This is a genomic window from Pedobacter sp. KLB.chiD, from assembly GCF_047040275.1.
GTDB lineage: Bacteria > Bacteroidota > Bacteroidia > Sphingobacteriales > Sphingobacteriaceae > Pedobacter.
In genome coordinates, this window is the sequence record NZ_CP178207.1 from 598,999 (window position 1) to 615,202 (window position 16,204).

At 37.7% G+C, this 16,204-nt stretch carries 14 protein-coding genes; 13 read left to right on the forward strand and 1 reads right to left on the reverse strand.

Going from position 1 to position 16,204, the window contains the following annotated elements; all coding sequences use genetic code 11:
• Nucleotides 1–25: 25 nt before the first annotated feature.
• The 13 genes from ACK1I8_RS02515 to ACK1I8_RS02575 all read left to right on the forward strand — a co-directional run bounded on the left by ACK1I8_RS02515 (nucleotide 26) and on the right by ACK1I8_RS02575 (nucleotide 15,408).
• Nucleotides 26–865, forward strand: coding sequence for an endonuclease/exonuclease/phosphatase family protein (locus ACK1I8_RS02515; protein ID WP_412467788.1), 840 nt, complete (start codon nucleotides 26–28; stop codon nucleotides 863–865).
• Entirely contained in the window at nucleotides 866–1,630 is a 765-nt protein-coding gene (locus tag ACK1I8_RS02520) for a prolipoprotein diacylglyceryl transferase (protein ID WP_412467789.1), read from the forward strand. It begins immediately after the preceding gene.
• A gap of 5 nt (nucleotides 1,631–1,635) precedes the next feature.
• The gene (locus tag ACK1I8_RS02525; RefSeq protein ID WP_412467790.1) at nucleotides 1,636–3,030 is read left to right on the forward strand and encodes a radical SAM protein; all 1,395 of its coding nucleotides are present in this window, start codon (nucleotides 1,636–1,638) and stop codon (nucleotides 3,028–3,030) included.
• A gap of 1 nt (nucleotide 3,031) precedes the next feature.
• Nucleotides 3,032–3,226, forward strand: a complete 195-nt coding sequence (locus ACK1I8_RS02530) for a hypothetical protein (protein WP_412467791.1) — start codon at nucleotides 3,032–3,034, stop codon at nucleotides 3,224–3,226.
• A gap of 15 nt (nucleotides 3,227–3,241) precedes the next feature.
• A complete protein-coding gene (locus ACK1I8_RS02535; RefSeq protein WP_412467792.1) occupies nucleotides 3,242–3,436 on the forward strand; it encodes a hypothetical protein in 195 nt (64 codons plus the stop codon).
• 208 nt (nucleotides 3,437–3,644) lie between these two features.
• Nucleotides 3,645–6,044, forward strand: a complete 2,400-nt coding sequence (pheT, locus tag ACK1I8_RS02540) for a phenylalanine--tRNA ligase subunit beta (RefSeq protein WP_412467793.1) — start codon at nucleotides 3,645–3,647, stop codon at nucleotides 6,042–6,044.
• A 31-nt stretch (nucleotides 6,045–6,075) separates the two neighbouring features.
• Nucleotides 6,076–6,366 (forward strand): hypothetical protein, encoded by a 291-nt coding sequence (locus ACK1I8_RS02545; RefSeq protein WP_412467794.1) that lies wholly within the window; start codon nucleotides 6,076–6,078, stop codon nucleotides 6,364–6,366.
• 32 nt (nucleotides 6,367–6,398) lie between these two features.
• Complete coding sequence (locus ACK1I8_RS02550) at nucleotides 6,399–6,689, forward strand: cell division protein ZapA (protein ID WP_293788942.1); 291 nt, start codon at nucleotides 6,399–6,401, stop codon at nucleotides 6,687–6,689.
• A gap of 331 nt (nucleotides 6,690–7,020) precedes the next feature.
• Nucleotides 7,021–8,592: a ribonuclease Y gene (gene rny / locus ACK1I8_RS02555; protein ID WP_293788941.1), complete on the forward strand. Its 1,572-nt coding sequence runs from the start codon at nucleotides 7,021–7,023 to the stop codon at nucleotides 8,590–8,592.
• A 177-nt stretch (nucleotides 8,593–8,769) separates the two neighbouring features.
• Nucleotides 8,770–9,285: a DUF962 domain-containing protein gene (locus ACK1I8_RS02560; protein ID WP_412467795.1), complete on the forward strand. Its 516-nt coding sequence runs from the start codon at nucleotides 8,770–8,772 to the stop codon at nucleotides 9,283–9,285.
• 112 nt (nucleotides 9,286–9,397) lie between these two features.
• On the forward strand, nucleotides 9,398–12,205 hold the full coding sequence (locus ACK1I8_RS02565) for a TonB-dependent receptor domain-containing protein (protein WP_412467796.1): 2,808 nt from the start codon (nucleotides 9,398–9,400) through the stop codon (nucleotides 12,203–12,205).
• Between the two features lie 66 nt (nucleotides 12,206–12,271).
• Nucleotides 12,272–13,633 (forward strand): hypothetical protein, encoded by a 1,362-nt coding sequence (locus ACK1I8_RS02570; protein ID WP_412467797.1) that lies wholly within the window; start codon nucleotides 12,272–12,274, stop codon nucleotides 13,631–13,633.
• A 143-nt stretch (nucleotides 13,634–13,776) separates the two neighbouring features.
• A complete protein-coding gene (locus tag ACK1I8_RS02575; protein WP_412467798.1) occupies nucleotides 13,777–15,408 on the forward strand; it encodes a hypothetical protein in 1,632 nt (543 codons plus the stop codon).
• Between the two features lie 310 nt (nucleotides 15,409–15,718).
• Here ACK1I8_RS02575 and ACK1I8_RS02580 read toward each other — a convergent pair whose 3' ends face one another.
• Nucleotides 15,719–16,027 carry a hypothetical protein gene (locus ACK1I8_RS02580; RefSeq protein WP_412467799.1) on the reverse strand — a complete coding sequence of 103 codons (309 nt, stop codon included), beginning with the start codon at nucleotides 16,025–16,027 and terminating at the stop codon, nucleotides 15,719–15,721.
• Between the last annotated feature and the right edge of the window lie 177 nt (nucleotides 16,028–16,204).

Consider the following 16,204-nt stretch of genomic DNA (forward strand, 5'->3'; position numbering starts at 1 on the left):
TGAATTAAATAGTGAAATTACATTTATGAATGCTTTAAAAATCATCCCCCTTTTTCTTTTATTAACCATTGCGGCATTCGCTCAAAAAACGGCTGTTCCCATTAATATCATTACCTATAACATCCGCTTAAATGTTGCATCAGACGGAATTAATGCCTGGCCAAACCGAAAAGACAACGTAAAGGCACTGGTTCAGTTTCACGATGCCGATATTCTCTGCTTACAGGAAGCCCTGCCCGAACAATTTGATGCCTTGCTCGAAAATTCTAATTTTGATGTGGTAGGTGTTGGGCGCGATGACGGTAAAAGAAAAGGAGAATTTTCTGCAGTTTATTTTGATAAAGACCGTTTCACCAAAAAAGATGGCGGAACATTCTGGTTATCAGAAACCCCCGATATACCTTCAAAAGGATGGGATGCTGCACTTAACCGTATATGTAGCTGGGTAAAACTTTACGATAAGTTGAATAAAAAAGAATTTATCGTTTTTAATACCCATTATGATCATGTTGGGGTGAAAGCAAGAATTGAATCGGCCAGATTGTTAAAACAAAAAATACAGCAGATTGCACCTGAATTACCGGTTGTTTTTACCGGTGATTTAAATGTAACACCAGAAACTGAGGCCATTGCTACCATCAAGTCTTTTCTAACCGATGCAAAAGAAGTTTCAGTAGAGCCGCCATATGGCCCAACTGGTACTTTTAATGGTTTTCACTTCAATAGCGACCTAAAAGATAGGATAGACTATGTTTTTGTAAACAAAGGATTTAAAGTGCAAAAGTTTGCTGTATTAACCGATAGCAAGGATAAAAGGTATTATTCTGATCATTTACCTGTTTTTTGCCGGTTATACTTTCAATAGATGCTTTTAAAATCCGTATCACCATTCCCTTTCCAGTTCGAGCTTTTTGGTAACCAATACCATTATCACTATATTTTCGAAACCCTGGCCTTTATCATTGGCGTGAGGTTGTATTACTATTATAAAAAAGGAATCGTAGATCCGATATCTGACGAAAACAGGCTGTGGATTATGTTAGGTGCCATGTTGGGCGCCCTCATCGGCTCAAGGGTAATTGCTGTACTCGAAACCCCTCAGGTACTCCATCAACTTAGTTTTTCGGTACTTTATCAAAGTAAAACCATTGTTGGCGGTTTGCTTGGAGGTTTATTTGGCGTAGAATTGATTAAAAAGATAATCGGTGTCAAAATTGCCTCTGGAGATGTTTACGTGATCCCGATTTTGGTTGCACTGATTATCGGACGGATCGGTTGCTTCTCTATGGGGACCGATGAACCGACCTATGGCATTCCAACCCACTTTTTTATGGGAATGGACCTCGGCGATGGTATACCCAGGCACCCTGTTATGCTCTATGAAATGATTTACCTCGTGCTTCTGATCTTTCTTTTTTATAGCCTGAAGAATAAAGAATTGATTAACGGCGACCGCTTTAAGTTGTTTATGGTGCTTTATTTCTTATTTCGGTTTTTGATGGAGTTTATAAAGCCTTACCATTCATTATTTTTAAATTTAAGCAGCATTCATTGGTCTGCTTTGTTTATTTTTATTTATTATTATAGATTCATCTTTAGAATTTCTAAAAAAGTCTTACCTAACCGGTAAACATTATGGCCAATACCAGAGATTATATATACTACGATTATACCAAAAGCCTTTGTCCTGAATGTTTACAGCTCTGTGATGCGAAAATTGTTTTTCAGGATGCCAAGGTGTTTATGCTGAAAAATTGCAGGGTACATGGCAATAGCAAAGTGATGATTGCAGATGACGTGGAGTATTATAAACAGATCCGGAATTACAATAAACAATCTGAAATGCCACTGAAGTTTAATACCAAAGTGCATTACGGTTGTCCTTACGATTGTGGCTTGTGTACCGATCATGAGCAGCATTCTTGTTTAACGGTGATAGAGGTTACCGATCGCTGCAACCTCGCCTGTCCAACCTGTTATGCCATGTCGTCGCCAAATTATGGCAGGCACCGAACTTTGGCAGAAATAGAGCGGATGATGGATGTAGTGGTGGCCAATGAAGGCGAGCCTGATGTGGTACAGCTCTCTGGCGGGGAACCAACCGTGCATCCTGATTTTTTTAGGATTTTAGATCTCGCCAAAACCAAACCCATTAAACACTTGATGGTAAATACCAATGGCATCAGGATTGCCAAGGATATCAGTTTTGTAGAGAAGCTGGCCAGTTATATGCCCGATTTTGAAATTTACCTGCAGTTTGATAGTTTCAGTGCCGATGTGTTAACCAGGTTAAGAGGCGAAGACCTTACTGAGGTAAGAAAAAAAGCTATTGATCACTTAAATCAGTTTAATTTATCGACAACTTTGGTGGTTACTTTACAGAAAGGATTAAACGATCATGAGATTGGCGATATTCTGGATTATGCATTAAAGCAGAAATGTGTTCGCGGCGTTACTTTCCAACCCACCCAGGTTGCCGGAAGAAATGATGATTACAACGATCAACAGGGGAGAATTACCTTAACTGAGGTGCGAAGAAAGATTTATGAGCAATACCCAACCTTTACCCCACAGGATTTGATCCCCGTACCCTGCAATCCAGATGCATTATGCATGGCTTATGCTTTAAAAATCGGTGATGAGGTTATGCCAATGACCCACCTGATCAATCCTGAAGATTTGCTCAATAATTCAAAAAATACCATCGTGTTTGAACATGACGAGAAATTGAAACAACATATGCTCAATCTGTTTAGCACAGGTGTTTCGGTTGATTGTGCCGAAGATACCTTTGGCGAACTGATGTGCTGCCTGCCAAGAGTAAAATCGGACAGCTTGAATTACGATAATTTATTCCGCATTATTATCATGAATTTTATGGATCCGCTTGATTTTGATGTGCGTGCCGTTAAAAAATCATGTGTACATATTGTAAGCGATAAATATAAAATGGTGCCTTTCGAAACCATGAATATATTTTACCGCGATAATAAAATAGATCTGATCAGGGAAAAATTAAATATGAATTAATATGGGCGGTTTATTCGGCTTGTTTGTGATCTATGTTCTTACTGCGATTGTACTTTTTGTAGTGGGGATTATTCAGATCATCGTTAAATCATCTAGAAACGAACCGGTGAAACCCGGATTGAAACTGCTTATCATTTCCGTAATTATGGCAGTAATCGGTTTTGGCGCTTGTGCCGTATTGCTTTTTAACAGTTAATCGTAAAATAAGCGTATGGGAATTTTTGTCATATATTGGGTAATTGCGGTATTGTTGTTTGTAATCGGCATCGTGCAGGTTATTATAAAAGCAGTCAATAACCAGCCCGTTAAATCCGGACTTAAATTGATTATTGCCTCGGTTGTGATGTTGGTGATAGGGGCGGGGGCATGTGCAGTCATCCTGTCCAATTTAAAAATTGGCCATTAGTTTTGGTGCTTGTTTGTTAACACTGATGTTTTTAGTGCTTGTAAGTCTAAATGTAAAATCTCATCCCTCATATCTCGGTTCTCAAATCTCGATAATTAACTTTCTCCTTTGCCCTTTAAATAATATCTTTGCGTTTTATAATTCTTGAACCAGGATTTTAGCGCTCTTAAGTCTCAAATCTCAGGTCTCGAATCTCAAATCTCAATAAATGAAAATATCATATAACTGGTTAAAACAATTCGTACAAATTGATAAAACACCTCAGGAACTTTCCTTAATCCTTACCAATGCGGGTTTAGAGGTAGAAAGTGTAGAAAAAGTGCAACCTGTTGTGGGCGGCTTAGAGGGCTTGGTTATCGGCGAAGTATTGACCTGTGTTCAGCATCCCAATGCCGATCGTTTGCGCATTACAACCGTAAATGTTGGCGGCAAAGAAAACCTTCAGATTGTTTGCGGTGCGCCAAATGTGGGCGCCGGCCAAAAAGTGGTTGTAGCTACAGTGGGTACCACGGTATATCCTTTAGAGGGAGAACCTTTTAAGATAAAAGAATCAAAAATCAGGGGAGAACTTTCGCAGGGAATGATCTGTGCCGAAGATGAAATCGGTTTAGGTAAATCGCATGATGGGATTATGGTTCTCGCTGAGGATACTGAAGTTGGGATCCGTGCAAAAGATCATTTTAAAATGGATGATGATTTTGTTTTCGAAATCGGATTAACACCCAACCGTGCCGATGCAGCATCGCATTTAGGGGTGGCGAGAGATTTAGCCGCTTATTTCAGAAGTGAGTATGAAATGCCTGATATCTCGGCATTCAAAACGGATAACGAAAGTCTGGTTATACCTGTTGAAGTAGAAGATTCACTAGCTTGTCCACGTTATAGCAGTGTTACCATTTCGGGTGTTTCCGTTACAGAATCGCCTGATTGGTTAAAAGACAAGCTAAAGGTAATTGGTTTACGCCCGATCAATAATGTGGTGGATATCACCAATTATGTGCTTCATGGTTTGGGGCAGCCTTTACATGCATTTGATGCTGATAAAATTACAGGTGGAAAAGTAATTGTTAAAAAAGCTGAAGAGGGAACGCCTTTTGTAACGCTTGATGAGGTGGAACGTAAGTTGAGTGCAGATGATCTGATGATCTGCAATGCTGAAGCACCAATGTGTATAGCCGGTGTTTTTGGCGGGAAATCTTCAGGCGTTGATATCAATACCAAAAATATTTTCCTCGAAAGTGCTTACTTCAATTCTGTTTCTGTTCGCAAAACATCTAAAAGACATGGTTTAAAAACCGATGCTTCTTTCCGTTACGAGCGTGGTACCGATCCTGAGATTACGGTTACTGCATTAAAATATGCTGCTTTGTTGATCAAAGAACTGGCTGGTGGCGAAATTTCGTCTCCGGTGGCTGATATCTACCCAAACCACGTCAAGCCATTTGAGTTCGAGGTAAGTTTTACCAATATCAATAAATTAATCGGCGCAAATATTCCTTCGGCTGAAATCAAACACATTATTACCGCTTTAGGTATTTCGGCAACGAATACTTCTGATGATACTTTAGCTTTAAGGGTACCATCATTCAAAGTAGATGTAACCCGCGAATGCGACATTACAGAAGAGGTATTGCGTATTTATGGTTACAACAATATCGAAATTCCTTCAAAAGTAAATGCATCGCTTTCTTACAGTGTAAAGCCTGAAAAGGAAAATACGCATAACGTAATTGCAGATATGCTCACTGCAAATGGTTTTGCAGAGATTATGTGTAACTCGTTAACCAAATCGGCCTATTCGAAAAATTTAGATGAAGCCGTATTCATTTTAAATCCGTTGAGCAGCGATTTAAATGTAATGCGACAGAATTTATTGATGCCGGCTTTAGAAAGTGTAGCATACAATCAGAACCGGAAGAATTCGGATGTGAAGTTTTACGAATTTGGTAAAACCTATCATTTAATTAACGAGCAATATGTTGAGCGTCCAAGGTTATTATTGTTGATTGCTGGTGCCAAACAAAGTGAACAATGGAACCATCAGGCTAAACCGGCAACTTTTTACAATTTAAAATCAGCAGTTGATGCCATCGTATCACGTTTGGGCATCACCAGTTATCAGTCTGATGTTTTAAACGACGAAAACTTTGCTTATGGCATTAAATATTTCCGTGGAGATAAAACTTTGGTAAGTTTCGGGGCCGTTTCAAAAGCCGACCGTAAAGTAGCTGATGTAAATGCTGAAGTATTTTATGCAGATTTTGATTGGGCTGTTTTATTGGATATTGTAAGGAAAAATAAAATCGTACACAAAGATGTTGCTAAATATCCGCAGGTGCGTCGCGATCTTTCCTTGCTGATTGATCAAAATGTAACTTTCGATACTTTGAAAGGCATTGCATTTAAAACTGATAAAAAGCTGATCAGGGAAGTTGGTGTATTTGATGTATATGTTGGCGATAAATTGCCAGAGGGAAAAAAATCTTACGCCTTAAATTTTATTTTGCAGGATGAGGACCAAACCCTGACCGATAAGCAGATTGAGAATACCATGCAGAAACTAATCACGAATTTAACGGCACAAGCAGGTGCAGAAATTAGGAAATAAAATATAAATTCGTATTTTTAGAAATAAATTCATGGCTTCTGTTGCAGATCAATTAGATAAAGTATTACAAAAAACGGCTCGGGTAATTGAGTTATGTAATGCGCTGCAGGAAGAAAATGATTTATTAAAGCTTGAAAACCAATCGTTAAAGGTAGCACTCGATACGGCTAAAGACAAAAATGTAGAACTTGAAGAAAAATTAAGGGTTACAAAATTGGCTAAAAGTATAGAGGGAACAAGTGAAAAATCGCTTGACATTAAACAAAAAATTAACGATTTTGTGCGGGAGATTGATAAGAGTATTGCATTATTAAAAAAATAATGATGCAAGGAAATCAGAAACTAAGCTAACAAATGGGAGAAATCTCGATTAAAATAACCATTTCCGACCGTATTTACCCACTAAAAGTAAATGTGGAAGAGGAAGAAATTGTGAGACGGGCAGCAAAAATGATCAATGAGCGCATAAAAGATTACCAGGATAATTATGCGGTTAGAGATAAGCAAGACCTTCTTTCTATGGCCGTGTTGCATTATGCAACAGCCGTTTTAAGAACAGAAAACAAAGTACAGAGCCAGGATACTGCTGTTGCCGATAAAGTTGAAGAATTGGATATTTTACTCAATAATTTCTTTGCAAAATAAGGTTCGTTCTTTATATTTTTTGTCACACTGAATGCAATGAAGGATCTGGGGCGTAAATCTTGGATTCTGAATACCCCGCGGATTGGTGCCTTGGCCCTATGCGCTCTGCTTCAAGACAAAACACGATATTAGCACAAAAATATAGCCGCAGCTAGTTTTTGAGTTTCAAATTTTATAAAACTTAACACTTCAATATCTATAGGGTTAAGAGGGCGTATTTCATTTGCTATTGCACCTGAAAATGGCTTAAACCCTAATTATGCTTAGTTGAGGTTTAAAATGTATGAGACTTTAAAAATTAGTTGCGGTTTTTTTTTACATAAAAAACAAAATGGAAATAGTTGAAATATTAGGATATGTATTTGCCGTGATAGCGGGTATAGCTATCGGAGTAGTAATAGGAAGATTTCTGTTGCGTAACTTGCTTAAACAGCAGGAAATTGCCGCACAGAACAAAGTGAAAAAGATTTTAAAAGATGCAGAAAACAATGCAGAGATTTTAAAAAAGAATAAACTTTTAGAAGCAAAAGAGAAATTTTTACAGTTAAAAGCCGAACACGAACAAGAAGTTAGTGCCAGAAACAACACCATTAACCAGCGCGAAAATACCATTAAGCAGAAAGAGCAATCGGTCAATCAGCGTATGGAGAACTTTAATAAAAAAGAGCAGGAACTCGAAAAGCATAAAATTAACCTCGAAAAACAAACGGAACTTGCGGTTAAAAAGCAAGAAGAGGTTGAAGTGCTTAAAAACCAGCATCTAAAACAATTAGAAACTATTGCCGGCCTTTCTGCTGAAGAAGCTAAAGAACAATTGGTAGAAAATCTGAAACAGGAAGCCCGCACCCAGGCTATGATGCAGGTGAAAGATATTGTGGATGAGGCCAAATTAACAGCGAGCAAGGAAGCTAAGAAAGTGGTTATTCAAACCATTCAACGTACTGCTACCGAAGCGGCAATTGAAAATTCTGTATCTATTTTTCATATCGAAAGTGACGAAATTAAAGGTCGCGTTATTGGAAGAGAGGGTAGAAATATCCGTGCTTTAGAAGCTGCAACCGGTATCGAGATTATTGTGGATGATACACCGGAAGCCATCATTCTATCTGGTTTCGACCCGGTAAGAAGAGAAATAGCCCGTTTGGCTTTACACCGTTTGGTAACCGATGGACGTATCCACCCGGCACGTATTGAAGAAATTGTAGCCAAAACCAAAAAACAGATCGAAGATGAGATTGTAGAAATTGGAGAGCGTACCGTAATCGATTTAGGGATCCATGGTTTGCATCCTGAGCTGATCCGTATGGTTGGCCGTATGCGTTACCGTTCATCATACGGACAAAACCTTTTACATCACTCACGTGAGGTAGCGAATTTCTGTGCTACCATGGCTGCAGAATTGGGCTTAAATGCCAAAATGGCTAAACGTGCGGGTCTGTTACATGATATCGGTAAGGTTCCTGATGATAATCCGGAATTGCCACACGCTATTTTGGGTATGCAACTCGCTGAAAAATATAAAGAACACCCTGAAATTTGTAATGCCATTGGTGCCCACCACGATGAAATAGAGATGACTTCAATGATCTCACCAATTGTACAGGCTTGTGATGCCATTTCTGGCGCACGTCCGGGTGCACGCCGCGAGGTGGTAGAAAGTTATATTAAACGTCTTAAAGATTTGGAAGAACTGGCGCTATCTTATCCAGGTGTAGAAAAGACTTTCGCCATTCAGGCCGGTAGAGAACTACGCGTAATTGTAGAAAGCGAACGTATTACCGATGCGCAGGCAGAGCTTTTAGCAGCTGATATTTCTACCCGTATCCAAACTGAAATGACTTATCCGGGGCAAATTAAAGTGACCGTAATCAGGGAAACCCGTTCGGTAGCATTTGCGAAATAAAGAAGTCAATTCGCCGAATCGTCATCCTGAACTTGTTTCAGGATCTATATAGCAGAAAGGATGCTGAAATAAATTTACTGCGTAGCTTTCCGCTGCGCTACAGGTCAGCATGACGAGCTGTTTAATAAACAAAATATAAAGCGATGGATATTCCATCGCTTTTTTTATTTTTACATAATGAGCAAGCAAACCATAAAAATTGAACCTAAGAGACCTGTTGCTGTACTTTTTGATAAGTATGCCGAAAGTCACCAAAACCCAACCAATAAATTGGTTCATTGGATCTGTGTCCCTTTGATCATGTTCAGTCTATTGGGTTTAGTATGGCAGATTCCGTTTCCGCATCTGAATTTTCTGGGCAGCTACAACGGATTCTTTAACTGGGCTTCGTTTCTGATAGCCTTTAGCTTGTATTATTATTTCACGTTATCACCGGTTTTATTTTTCATGATGATCTGGGTGGTGGGACTAATGAGTTACATTATCGTAAAAATTGAACAGGCAGTTGGTTTAGGGAGTGGAATGGCTTACGCCATTTATGCAGCAATATTCGTAGCTGCCTGGATCGGTCAGTTTATCGGGCATAAAATTGAAGGGAAAAAACCATCATTTTTAGATGATGTTAAGTTTTTGTTAATTGGACCGATCTGGTTATTGCACTTTATATGTAAAAAGGTGGGCATCCGTTACTGATCAAAGACACCTGTTAATACTCGCTTAACTTTAAAGTAAAACAATCTTAATTAACATCTAACTTACAGTTAACACTGTGGTAATAATTTTGCCCTTATCAAATAAAGGCAAATTGGACTTACTAAACTCTTTTAAAAAGGCGGCACTTACGGTGTTCGCGCTAATGATCAGCATACTTTCGTATGCACAGACCGGAAAAATTTCTGGAACCGTTACCGATAAAAAAACAGGAGAAACCTTAATTGGTGTAACCGTTAAAATTAAGGGTACAACTAAAGGGATGGCTACTGATGTGGATGGCAAATACACCATATCCGGTTTATCATCACAAAAATATTCTTTGGTATACCAATATGTTGGCTATACAACCAAGGAAATTGGGGATATCGACGTTTCCGATAGCAAAATTACTACACTTAATGTAATACTTGAGGAAGCCAATTCCCAAAATTTATCTGAAGTTGTTATTAAAGGATCTTTCAAAAAAGAAAGTATCAATGCCTTGTATGCCCAACAAAAAAGCAGCATTAGCATTTCTAGCGGAATTTCAGCGGAGATTATTCAAAAATCTCCCGACAGAAATACCTCCGAAGTATTAAAAAGGGTAAGTGGAGCCAGTATTCAAAATAATAAATTTGTAGTAATCAGGGGCTTGGCTGATAGGTATAATACTTCAATGCTTAACAACTCATTGTTACCCTCAACTGAGCCGGATAAAAAAGCTTTCGCTTTTGATATTATTCCGGCGAATTTAATTGATAACTTAGTAGTATATAAAACTGCTTCTCCTGATTTACCAGGTGACTTTGCCGGTGGTATTATACAAGTAATTACAAAAGATGTTCCAGATCAGAGCTATTTAAATTTTTCTACCAGCTGGGGTTACAATACACAATCTACTTTTAAAGATTTCACATCAAACGAGAGAAGCGGCAGTGAATATCTGGGCCTGATTGATCAGGATAGAAAATTTCCTTCTTCTTTTCCGAAGTCCTTCCAAACTTATAATCCTCTGCCAGCACAGGATAAGGTAAATTTCTCTAAACTTTTACCAAATGCTTATGCCGAAAACAGCTACAAAGCACTGCCTTCTCAAAATCACCAGATTACTTGGGGTAACCGAAAGGATTTCGAAAATGGCGGATCACTGGGAAGTGTTGTTTCGCTATCGTATAGAAACTCTCAAAGTATTAATCCTGTTCAAAGAAATGATTATCAGAATGATTTCAGGGATATTTATTATGATTACAATGATACACAGAACGTTTTCAACACGAGTATTGGGGTATTGGCAAACATTACTTACAAAAAAGGTAGAAACAAATTTGGATTCAAAAACCTACTGAATAATGTTTTAGAAGATATATATACGCAGAGAAGTGGCTTTAATACCAATATCGATGCTAATCTACGTTTTAACAACGCTGATCAAACCCGCAAAACCATATATAATACACAGATGGAAGGCGAACATCAGTTTGGTAAAGCTGATCAGAAAATCAACTGGAACTTAAGTTACTCTAATATTAACAGGAATCAGCCTGATTTAAGGTCTATTTATTATCGCCAGGTTGGTGGTAGTAATTCGAATGTTTACTCACTTGTTGATCGGAATAGCCGTCGCTTTTTTGCAGACATGAAAGAGGATAATTTTTCAGCCTTAGCAAATTATTCCCTGCCATTTTCATTATTTAAGAAGAAGAGCATCTTTAAAACCGGTTTTTTAAGTATGTACAAAACAAGGGATTTTAAGGCAAGAATCTTTAACTACCTATACAATACTTCTGGATCTGCGAGTTATGATGAGCAAATTCTTAGCCAACCAAAAGATGTTATTTTTAAACCTTCTAACATGTCTACTTCAGGAGGATTCTATTTAAACGACTTTACAAGTAATACAGATTCTTATCAGGCGCAAACCCTGTTAAATGCCGGTTACTTAATGTTGGATAATCATTTTGGTGAAAATTCCAGGTTAACTTGGGGCGCTAGGATTGAGCATTATCACCAGAATATCGATTATATTGATTTAAGTGGAACGAGCAAAAATTTTAACCAGACCTTTTTTGATGTGTTGCCGTCTGTAAACTATACTTATTCAATCAATGAGAAAAGTAATTTCAGGGTTTCAGGTTCGAGAACCGTTTCGCGTCCTGAATTAAGAGAGCTTGCCCCTTTTACGTTTTATGATTTCGTAAGCCAGACGTCCACCTTAGGTAATCCGATGTTGAAAAGAGGAACTATCAATAATGCTGACTTACGTTATGAGATATATCCTAAAGCAGGCGAAGCAATTACTTTCTCGTTATTCTACAAAGATTTTAATAATGCAATAGAACAAACGCTAGATGAAGGTGGTACACCTGAACGTCGTCAGGTTAATTATTTTAATATAGGAAAGGCTTATTCATTCGGTGCAGAGGTAGACATCAGAAAAAGATTCGATTTTATTAACGAAACAGGGTTTTTCAACGATCTTACATTTTTTGCCAACCTGAGTTATATTAAATCAGAAGTTAAACTGAGCACGATTGGATTAGATGCAAGGCCACTTCAAGGTCAATCTCCTTACTTAGTTAATGCAGGTTTACAATATGCTAATGAGCCAACTGGACTGACTTTTACCGGTTTGTACAATAGGGTAGGACAAAGAATTGCATTTGTTGGAAATACTTTAATCCCGAATATATGGGAAAATTCAAGAGACGTAGTGGATTTCCAGATTAGTAAAAAGCTACTTAAAAATAAAGCGGAGTTGAAACTTAATGCGGGGGATATCTTTAATCAAAAAAGCATCTTTTATTTAAATATGGATGATAAAACCAATTTTGACAGTAAGGTAGATAAACAATATGTTACATCAAGATTCGGAACTAATTTCACTATTAGTTTTAGTTACAACTTATCATTTGCCAAGTAAAAATAAATTATAAATATAAATAGCAGTCAAGTTAACACGGAAACGTAATTTAAAAAAACAATTAGTATGAAAATCAAAATCTCATTGGTAGCGCTAGCAATGGCTACGGTTTGCTTTACAGCTTGTAAAAAGAACAATGAAGAAACAGGAACCACAACAGGTAATGTAGAGATTACAAACGGCGGAACTATTTCTGGAACTTACAAAGCTGGCCAGAACGTGGTTGTTCGTAAAGGCACAGTAACACTTTCGGGTTACACTTACTTTGAAGAAGGATCCACACTGACAATTGAGCCTGGAACCATTGTTAAGTCAAGTGTGTCTAATAAAGGAGCTTTAATTATTGAAAGAGGTGCCAAAATTATGGCAGAAGGAACAGCAAACGCCCCAATTGTATTTACATCAGGAAAAGCTGCCGCTGAAAGAGCTCCGGGTGATTGGGGTGGAATTATTGTTTTGGGTAGGGCAACAGTTAATGCAAGCAATCCAACCATCGAGGGCGGTGTCGGCAAACAATATGGCGGTAATGTTGATACCGATAACTCGGGAGTGATCAAATATGTGCGTATCGAATTCGCAGGTATCGCTGCTGAACCAAATTCTGAAATTAACGGTTTAACATTAGGAGGCGTGGGTTCTGGTACTACACTTGATCATATCATGGTTGCTTATGGTAACGATGATGCCTTCGAGTTTTTTGGTGGAACGGTAAATGCTAAATATCTAATTGCATATGCTACTGCTGATGATGATTTCGATTTTGATAATGGATATAAAGGTAAAATTCAATTCGCAATGTCTTTAAGAGATCCAAACTTTGTTGACGGTGGTGATGCTGGTAACGGCATTGAATGCGATAATAACGCAACCGGTTCAGATGCGACTCCAAGAACAAAACCTAATCTTTCTAATTTCACAATACTAGGTCCTAATGGAGCTGCCAACACTGCTGCTAACCATAACTTTGCTAATAGATGGAGAAGAAACACAACCTTTATCTTAAATAATTCAATTATGTTAGGTCATCCGAAAGGTGGTTTATCATTAGAGTCTAATGGTACTTATAATGCGTTCATAGATGGCACTTCTCAGTTCAATAACAATATTATTTATGCTTTAGCGGCTCCTTTCAAATTAGGAAGTGATGTTACTGTAACTGGCGCTTCTGCTGCTGCTATTGAGGCTAAAGCTTTAGCTTCTGGAACAGTAAGCATAGCTTCTTCCGCTGCTGCTGGCTTAACGGACGCATTCAACTTATCTGCTCCTAACTTATTGCCAGCTACTGGTTCTATCGCATTAACAGGTGCCGTTTTTGCAGGCGATCAAAATGATTCATTCTTTGAAAAGGTTAGCTACAAAGGCGCTTTCGGTACTACCAACTGGACTACCGGTTGGGCTAGCTGGACACCTAAAACAAATGTGTATTAATAGCATTTAAATAGATATTATACAAAAAGCCAGATAGCGATATCTGGCTTTTTTGTGTTTTAATATTTCCTAGTCTGTATTAGCAATTAGGTATCATAATATGTTGTTAATAATTTTGTAATGTTAGGCTGGTATTTTTAAATATGAAAATACCATCTAACTTTGTTATCAAGATTGCAATAGTTGTAATTTTTGGAACTGCAACATTTCTCTTTAGTTGTAAGAAAGAAAATAGTCCCGTCCTAAAGCCTGCTAATTTAAAAATACCGAATAAAATGGCAGGTATTCCAACTCATGTATTCGATTGGGAAACAGCAGATTATATGCCTACACCAGCTGGTTCTCCTCCTATCCTGGTACCATGGGCATCTGGAAGTAATCAGTTATTTTCAAATGATATAGCTTTTGACTTTAAAAGGGCCGACGGCTGGAATCTGATTTACAATACTTTTAGTCCGACTCAGGCAACGTCACCCAATTTTTTTGCACTATACAACAAGTATAGAGGAATTATACGCTTTTATTTGTATCTACCTCCAGGAAGCCCATATGCATCATCATACTTTAGTGATGGATTAGGCATATCAGGGACATATCCCTCTTCTATAATGAACTTCTCTAAAGAGATTATCGATCCTGAAAATGTGTTAAGATCTGTTACAAAGATTCAGAATTACCAAATACTATCTACAGGAGCATGGTATGCTTGTCAATATGAATTGGCCTATGATCCATATATTGTAAATAGTAATCAGGAAAATTTAAATTTCGTTTGGAACGTATCTTCGGCTAATGTATCGCAAATGGTTTTAAATGGAACTTCAAACGGAACATTAACTGGTACGGTTGGAACTGCAAATTCGGGCGGTTTCAATCTGGGCAGTTTATTAGGGAATTTAGGAAATACAGCCATTCACATTGCGGGTTTAAAAGGTATACAGGCACTAAATCTACCTAAATCAAAAGTATTTGGAACAGATGTAACCAAATCTATTGAAGATGGTATTAAAGGGGGCTTAACTGGTGCTGTGAAAGGATTTTTTAGTGCAATCCTGGGAGGATCTGCTACTAGCCCACAGGTAGTTGATTTAAAATTGAAAGTAGAAACTGATTTAAAGGGGTCGATCACAAACAATAGTGGGATTTTGAATACAACCTTGGCAATGCCTGGATCGGCAAATGCTAATTCCATTGGGTATATACCTAGTTATAACAAAATTTTGGGTGTTTTTGATTTTTCACTTGCTCCGATTTTATTCGTAACGAATCAAAAAGTTCCAATTTACGAAGCTCCAGGCACTACCCAAAAGTATATCGATGATTATAGCGTAGCTCATTTTCATGGACCCCTTGATGGGATTACCCTACAAGTCAACCCGGAGGTGAAAAATGATGGAACAACTGTTAAAGTTACCAGAGTTGATGTACTTGTTCCATATAAGCAGAGATATGCAAATTATGGTCGTCCTTCAGAAAAAACAACGATACAGAGGTTTTTAGATAGAAATGATCCCGAATGGCCTCTCCCATCAGATTACGGTAAAGAAATCATTGGGGAGGAAATCTATGCTTGTGGTAGTAGTACAAATATGACTGACACACGCATTACCTTTAAGGTGCAGCACCGTCAAGATTATAGTATTAGCACGGGTTATTATAATGTAACTAATCTTGATGGTATTCGAATTCGTTATACAATTTTGGTTACACCCGGTAACGGTTCCAAACCGATTACATTCATAAAAACTGTAAAGCCAACGATTGAATTTACGTAACAGTAACTTGCAAGTCTGATGAAGCTGGAATTTATTATAAATGGGAAGCTTCGGGGTCAGCGATACAAGCTATTATGATAAATTTACAGACAATACTGATTTGATATTGAACGAGATTAGCTTTAGTAACACAGGTGATCATCAGCTGAGGTATACAATTTCCCGATGCAATATAATCTCAAAACAGCCACTAAAATATCGTTGTTCAATGATTTAAAGTGTAAGGTGAATATCTCTAATGAGGTAACCATTTTTCATAGAAAATGAAACAGGTGTTTTCTGAGGATAACACCTGTTTTTTTTTAAAATTTTATACAACTTCTTCAGCTGCATTCTTAGCTTTTTTTACGGCAACAGGTTTAACCGTTTTTGCTTTTGGTGCGGTAACTGCTATTTCTTCTTCCTTGATAAAAGGCGCAATAGAATCATCTTCTACAGCAGGAATAGTTACCTTTTTAGCAAGCTGTTTGGCAAACTTCTCAATTACTTTGTCCGTTTTTTTTGCTTTGCCATATTGACTAACCAGCTTATTAAATGCAAATGTCAATTTCGATTCCAATTCTTTGCGTAGCTTTTTATTGGTCGAATGATTTTTCGACTTGGATTTGTTCTTTTTCATCTGAAATTTATGGGTTTTCACAAAGATAAAAAAACAGAAAGTTAAGTTAATATTATGATTATGTTAACGGTAAGCCTCATAGTTAACATATAAAATATTTCCTGTTGTTGATCAGATTGGATGGATCTCAATCAATCGGATATTAAACACTGCTGCACGAAATATGCTTGGTAGCAT

What these genes read in the sequence shown, in the direction of transcription:
- ACK1I8_RS02515 (WP_412467788.1), top strand. Translation starts at nt 26, where the DNA reads ATGAATGCTTTAAAAATCATCCCCCTTTTTCTTTTATTAACCATTGCG.
- ACK1I8_RS02535 (WP_412467792.1), top strand. Translation starts at nt 3,242, where the DNA reads ATGGGAATTTTTGTCATATATTGGGTAATTGCGGTATTGTTGTTTGTA.
- ACK1I8_RS02550 (WP_293788942.1), top strand. Translation starts at nt 6,399, where the DNA reads ATGGGAGAAATCTCGATTAAAATAACCATTTCCGACCGTATTTACCCA.
- ACK1I8_RS02520 (WP_412467789.1), top strand. Translation starts at nt 866, where the DNA reads ATGCTTTTAAAATCCGTATCACCATTCCCTTTCCAGTTCGAGCTTTTT.
- ACK1I8_RS02580 (WP_412467799.1), bottom strand. Translation starts at nt 16,027, where the DNA reads ATGAAAAAGAACAAATCCAAGTCGAAAAATCATTCGACCAATAAAAAG.
- ACK1I8_RS02575 (WP_412467798.1), top strand. Translation starts at nt 13,777, where the DNA reads ATGAAAATACCATCTAACTTTGTTATCAAGATTGCAATAGTTGTAATT.
- rny (WP_293788941.1), top strand. Translation starts at nt 7,021, where the DNA reads ATGGAAATAGTTGAAATATTAGGATATGTATTTGCCGTGATAGCGGGT.
- ACK1I8_RS02525 (WP_412467790.1), top strand. Translation starts at nt 1,636, where the DNA reads ATGGCCAATACCAGAGATTATATATACTACGATTATACCAAAAGCCTT.
- ACK1I8_RS02545 (WP_412467794.1), top strand. Translation starts at nt 6,076, where the DNA reads ATGGCTTCTGTTGCAGATCAATTAGATAAAGTATTACAAAAAACGGCT.
- ACK1I8_RS02560 (WP_412467795.1), top strand. Translation starts at nt 8,770, where the DNA reads ATGAGCAAGCAAACCATAAAAATTGAACCTAAGAGACCTGTTGCTGTA.
- ACK1I8_RS02530 (WP_412467791.1), top strand. Translation starts at nt 3,032, where the DNA reads ATGGGCGGTTTATTCGGCTTGTTTGTGATCTATGTTCTTACTGCGATT.
- pheT (WP_412467793.1), top strand. Translation starts at nt 3,645, where the DNA reads ATGAAAATATCATATAACTGGTTAAAACAATTCGTACAAATTGATAAA.
- ACK1I8_RS02570 (WP_412467797.1), top strand. Translation starts at nt 12,272, where the DNA reads ATGAAAATCAAAATCTCATTGGTAGCGCTAGCAATGGCTACGGTTTGC.